General features: G+C 71.5%; 5 protein-coding genes. 3 read left to right on the top strand and 2 right to left on the bottom strand.

Features of this window, described 5'->3' with window-relative positions; all coding sequences use genetic code 11:
• A partial coding sequence (locus AOK24_RS09335; protein WP_055719585.1) for a SulP family inorganic anion transporter occupies nt 1-1,276 on the bottom strand: 1,276 nt, incomplete at its 3' end.
• 241 nt (nt 1,277-1,517) lie between these two features.
• Between AOK24_RS09335 and AOK24_RS09330 the strand changes: the two genes are divergently transcribed.
• From AOK24_RS09330 to proC, 3 genes are all read left to right on the top strand, one after another.
• A complete protein-coding gene (locus AOK24_RS09330; protein WP_055719584.1) occupies nt 1,518-2,327 on the top strand; it encodes an ABC transporter ATP-binding protein in 810 nt (269 codons plus the stop codon).
• Entirely contained in the window at nt 2,324-3,091 is a 768-nt protein-coding gene (locus AOK24_RS09325) for an ABC transporter permease (protein WP_055719583.1), read from the top strand. The genes AOK24_RS09330 and AOK24_RS09325 overlap by 4 nt, the downstream gene beginning before the upstream one ends.
• A gap of 64 nt (nt 3,092-3,155) precedes the next feature.
• A complete protein-coding gene (gene proC / locus AOK24_RS09320) occupies nt 3,156-3,968 on the top strand; it encodes a pyrroline-5-carboxylate reductase (RefSeq protein WP_055719582.1) in 813 nt (270 codons plus the stop codon).
• Nucleotides 3,969-4,191: 223 nt separating this feature from the next.
• Here the strand turns inward: proC and trpS are convergent, their stop codons facing one another.
• The gene (gene trpS / locus AOK24_RS09315) at nt 4,192-5,232 is read right to left on the bottom strand and encodes a tryptophan--tRNA ligase (RefSeq protein WP_055719581.1); all 1,041 of its coding nucleotides are present in this window, start codon (nt 5,230-5,232) and stop codon (nt 4,192-4,194) included.
• Nucleotides 5,233-5,821 lie beyond the last annotated feature (589 nt).

Genomic DNA, 5,821 nt, shown 5'->3' with positions numbered 1-5,821 from the left:
GCAGGCGCAGGAACGTCGCGTGGCCGACGACGCGGACCACCAGCACGCCGTCCCCCCGGTCCTCGAACTCGACCTGTACATGGCTGATCTCCCAGGCCGTCTTGGCGACGGCGAGCGCCAGCCCGACGAGGACGCCCTCGAAGGGGTTCCCGAGGACGATGGCGACGGCGGTCGCGGTGAGGACGAGGACCTCTCCGCGATCCGTACGCCACAGCGCCCGGACCTGCCGTACGGGAAGGAGCGCGCACCCGGCGTGCACGAGGAGTGCCGCGAGGGCGGCGACGGGTATCAGGCCGAGCACGCCCGGTACGGCGGCGGCGAAGAGCAGCAGCCAGGCACCGGGCAGCACCCGGGACGCCCTAGTCCGCGCCCCCGCCGGGGTGCCCCCAGCCGGGCTCCGGACGATCGCGGCGGTCATCGGCAGCGCCCCCAGCAGCCCGCACACCGCGTTCCCCGCGCCCTGCGCGATCAGCTCCTTGTCGTAGTCGGTCCTCCTTCCGTCGTGCAGCCCGTCCACGGCCGCCGCGCCGAACAGCGACTGCGCCGACGCGATCAGCGCGAACGCGACGACGGTCCCGATCACCCCGACCTCCGCGAGCCGCCCCACGTCGGCCAGGCCCGGCACCCGGACGGCCTCCCACAGCCCCCGCACCTCGACCCGCCGCACCTCCAGGCCGAAGCCACCGGTCACCGCCGCCGCGAGCGCGACCGCCACGAGCGGCGCGGGAACGAGCCGGGAACCCCGCCGCCACCGCCTCCACAGCAGCAGTACGACCAGGGTGGCACCCCCCACTGACAACGCCACGGGATCGGCCTTCCCGGGCAGCTCCACCAGCCCCGCGAGCCTGCCGAGCCCGTCCGGCGGCGCGTCCGCGTCGCCCAGCGCGTACACCTGCCCGGCGACCAGGACGAGCCCGATCCCGGCGAGCATCCCGTGCACGACGGCGACGGACACGGCCCGGAACCACCGCCCCAGCCGCAGCGCCCCGAGCCCCAGCTGAAGCAGCCCGGCGGCGAACACGAGGACGCCGAGCACATGCAGCCCGTACGTGTGGACGGCCTCGTACACGAGCACGGTCAGCCCGGCGGCCGGCCCGCTGACCCGGAGACTGCTCCCGGGCAGCGCCCCCACGACGAGGCCGCCCACGATGCCGGTGACCAGCCCCAGCTCGGGCGGCACCCCCGAGGCCATCGCGACGCCCACACCCAGGGGCAGCGCGACGAGGAACACGGTGAGTGAAGCGGACAGATCGGCCTTGCGAACGCCACGGCGCATCTCGACAGCACCTCCGGTCGGCAGCGGGAGACGCGTGGGCGCCACGCCCGGGGGAGGGGCACGGCGGCTTCGTACGAACGCCACGCGCGGCCCGGAACCCCGCCGTGCCGCGCATGAATTCCATTGTCGGCAGGGCGAGTCGATCGCGCACCGGCTCCCGGGTGGCGCGCGGGGGTGATGCGGCGCGGGAAGGGCGCGCGCGTGCTTGACGGGCCACCGTGCCGAGCGCATTATTCAGCACATGATGAATAAAAGCTCCGGCACCCCCGGAGCGCCGCCCGGAACCACCGGCACCCCCGCCGTCCACGCCGCCTCCCTCACCGTCACCCGAGGCCCCCGCGAAGTCCTCCACGCCCTCGGCTTCACCGTCCCGCGCGGCCAGATCACCGGCCTCCTCGGCCCCTCCGGCTGCGGCAAGACGACCCTCATGCGGGCGATCGTCGGCACCCAGGCCAAGGTCACCGGCACCCTGGACGTCCTCGGCCGCCCCGCAGGACACCCCGCGCTGCGCAGCCGCATCGGATACGTCACCCAGGCCCCGTCCGTGTACGACGACCTGACGATCCGGCAGAACCTCGACTACTTCGCGGCGATCCTCACCCCGACCGCCCCGCACGCCGCCCGCCGCGCGGACGTCGACCGCGTCCTGGCCGACGTCGACCTCACCTCCCACGCGAACTCCCTCGCCGGGAACCTCTCCGGCGGCCAGCGCAGCCGCGTCTCCCTCGCCGTCGCCCTCCTCGGCACCCCCGAACTCCTCGTCCTCGACGAACCCACCGTCGGCCTCGACCCCGTCCTGCGCCGCGACCTGTGGACCCTCTTCCACGACATCGCCGCAGCCCACGGCACCACCCTGCTCATCTCCTCGCACGTCATGGACGAGGCCGAACGCTGCCACCGCCTCCTCCTCATGCGCACCGGCCACCTCCTCGCCGACGACACCCCCGACGCCCTGCGCACCCGCACCGCCACCGACACCGTCGAAGCCGCCTTCCTCCACCTGGTCGACGAGGCGACCGAGGCCGGCCGCGAGAAAGGCACTGTGCGATGACCACGGCACCCGCACCCACCCGCGTCCTGAACGCCGCCCGCACCACCGCCACCGCCGCCCGCGTCCTGCGCCAGCTCCGCCACGACCCGCGCACGATCGCCCTGCTCCTGCTCATCCCCTGCCTGATGCTGCTCCTGCTGCGCTACGTCTTCGACGGCAGCCCCCGCACCTTCGACGACATCGGCGCCTCCCTCCTCGGGATCTTCCCGCTGATCACGATGTTCCTGGTCACCTCCATCGCCACCCTCCGCGAACGCACCTCCGGCACCCTCGAACGCCTCCTCGCGATGCCCCTCGGCAAAGCCGACCTGATCGCCGGATACGCCCTCGCGTTCGGCGCCCTGGCCATCGTCCAGTCCGCGCTCGCCACCGGCCTCGCCGTCTGGTTCCTCGGCCTCGACGTCACCGGCAGCCCCTGGCTCCTGCTGCTCGTCGCCCTCCTGGACGCCCTCCTCGGCACCGCGCTCGGCCTCTTCGTCTCCGCCTTCGCGGCCTCCGAGTTCCAGGCCGTCCAGTTCATGCCGGCGGTGATCTTCCCTCAGCTCCTCCTCTGCGGCCTCTTCACCCCGAGGGACGCGATGCACCCCGCCCTCGAAGCGATCTCCGACGTCCTGCCCATGTCCTACGCCGTCGACGGCATGAACGAGATCCTCCGCCACACCGACCTGACGGCCGCCTTCGTCCGCGACGTCCTCGTCGTCGCCGGCTGCGCCCTCCTCGTCCTCTGCCTCGGCGCCGCGACCCTGCGCCGCCGCACCCGGTGAACCACCGCGTTCCGCCAGCCGGACAACGCTCCCCGGCCCCTGCGCCCGGTGCGAGGATGGCGGCATGAGCCAGAAAGTCGCAGTCCTCGGCACCGGAAAGATCGGCGAAGCCCTGCTCAGCGGGATGATCCGAGGCGGCTGGGCCCCGGCCGACCTCCTGGTCACCGCCCGCCGCCCCGAGCGCGCCGAAGAACTCCGCGCCCGCTACGGCGTCACCCCGGTCACCAACGCGGAAGCCGCCAAGACCGCCGACACCCTGATCCTCACCGTCAAACCGCAGGACATGGGCACGCTGCTCGACGAACTCGCCCCGCACGTCCCCGCCGACCGCCTCGTCATCAGCGGCGCCGCCGGTATCCCCACCTCCTTCTTCGAGGAGCGCCTCTCACCGGGCACCCCCGTCGTCCGTGTCATGACGAACACGCCCGCCCTCGTCGACGAGGCCATGTCCGTCATCTCCGCCGGCACCCACGCCACCGACGACCACCTCGCGCACGCCGAGGAGATCTTCGGCGCCGTCGGCAAGACCCTGCGCGTCCCCGAGTCCCAGCAGGACGCCTGCACCGCCCTCTCCGGCTCCGGACCGGCGTACTTCTTCTACCTGGTCGAAGCCATGACCGACGCCGGCATCCTGCTCGGCCTCCCGCGCGACAAGGCCCACGACCTCATCGTCCAGTCGGCCATCGGCGCCGCCGTGATGCTCCGCGACAGCGGCGAACACCCCGTCAAACTCCGCGAGAACGTCACCTCCCCGGCCGGTACCACCATCAGCGCCATCCGCGAACTGGAGAACCACGGCGTACGCGCCGCCCTCATCGCCGCCCTCGAAGCGGCCCGCGACCGCAGCCGCGAGCTCGCCTCCGGCAAGAAGGACTAGGGCCTGTCCGGCGGATCAGGCCGCGGTCGCGGGGTCTGGCACGCACATCTGCCGCGTTGTCGTCGGTCGCCGACTCCCCCAAGTTCTCGGCTCCGCTCGAACAGGGGGGACCCCCATCGCGTCGACTCCCTCCTCCGCCTTGCAGCTGCACGCACCAGACCCCGCTCACCGGCACTGATACGGAAACCGTCACTCTCGTGCAGCCTGATCCGCCGGACAGGCCCTAGCGCTCCGCAGGAACGCCGGTCGTGATCGGTCCGGCTGCCCGACCCGGTTCGAGCAGCCCGATCGCCCGGTAGGCGGCGTCCACCGTCGGCCGCGCCATGGCCCTCGCCCTCTCCGCTCCCTCCCGCAACACCCCTTCCACATGCCCTGGTTCCGCGCACAACTCCTGGTGTCTGGCCTGCACGGGCCGCAAAGTCTCGATCACAGCCTCGGCGGTGTCCGCTTTGAGCGCTCCGTACGACTTGTGAACGCCTGACAGATCCTCAGGGTTCCCGCCCGTGCACGCCGCGAGGATCTCCAGCAGATTCGCGACGCCGGGACTCGCCGCCCGGTCGTACACGACCTCCCGCCCGCTGTCCGTGACGGCTCGCAGCACCTTCTTGCGGATCGTGTCGGGCTCGTCGAGGAGATAGACGATCCCCGGCCCGGAATCGTCGGACTTCCCCATCTTCGACAGCGGATCCTGAAGGTTCATGACCCGCGCCGCGACCCCCGGATGCGTCGCCTTCGGTACGACGAACGTATGGCCGTACCGCTGGTTGAACCGCACCGCCAGATCCCGCGCCAGCTCCACGTGCTGCGCCTGGTCGTCCCCGACCGGCACCTCGTCCGTCCCGTACGCCAGGATGTCCGCGGCCATCAGCACCGGATACGTCAGCAGCGACAGCCGCACACTCCCGCCCCGCGCCTGCTCCCGCCGCGCCTTCTCCTTGTACTGGATCATCCGCCGCATCTCGCCGTCCGTCGCGACGCACTCCAGCACGTACGACAGCCGCGCGTGCTCGTCGACATGGCTCTGTACGAAGAGAGTGCACAGCCGCGGATCCAGCCCCGTCGCGAGCAGCAGCGTCGCCGCCTGCCGGCTGAGCCTGCGCACGCGCGCGGGATCGTGGTCCACGGTCAGGGCGTGCAGGTCCACGACGCAGAAGACCGCGTCCGCCTGATGCTGGTCGGCCCCGGCCCACCGCCGCATGGCCCCCAGGTAGTTCCCCAGCGTCAGGTGCCCGGTCGGCTTGATCCCGCTGAAGACCCTCGTCATCTCCACTCCTCCTGGTCCGGGCCGCCGACCCGGTCGGCCCCCGCGATCCCGGAGAGGAAACGAGAACGGCCGCCGAGGCGGCGGCCGTTGCTGCGTACGTGAGTACTGGCCGCCGTCAGGCGGCCCACCACTGCTGGGTGTACGTACGCGTCGTCATGCGGGCCAGCGTACGCCTCCGGGGTGGCCCCTGGGGGAGGAGTTGACACCCCCGGGGCCGGTACGTAGTGTTCTCCGAGTTGTCCAGCGTGAGCGCCGACCCCGGTCGGTCCCCGGACAGCCATTCCGCAAGTACCAACCAACACTCGACCTGGTGTCGTGGTCTTTGGCGTGCGTATTTGCGAAATGAGGAATCTACGTTCGAAAGGGCGCGGCCCCCCGATTGGCTTCGGAGGGCGGGAATCCGCTAAAGTCTCACTCGTCGGAACGGCCCAACAGCCGGGAAGACAACCCCCGCTGACTGGGAATCAGACGCCGAAAGGATCTGATAGAGTCGGAAACGCCGAAAGGGAAACGCCCGAAGCGAAAGCGGAGAGCGGGAACCGGAAAGCACCGAGGAAATCGGATCGGAAAAAGATCTGATAGAGTCGGA

The organism is Streptomyces niveiscabiei (genome assembly GCF_001419795.1).
Classification (GTDB): Bacteria; Actinomycetota; Actinomycetes; order Streptomycetales; family Streptomycetaceae; genus Streptomyces; species Streptomyces niveiscabiei.
The sequence above is the reverse complement of the archived record's forward strand: the minus strand, read 5'-3'. Positions and strand labels throughout refer to the sequence as shown.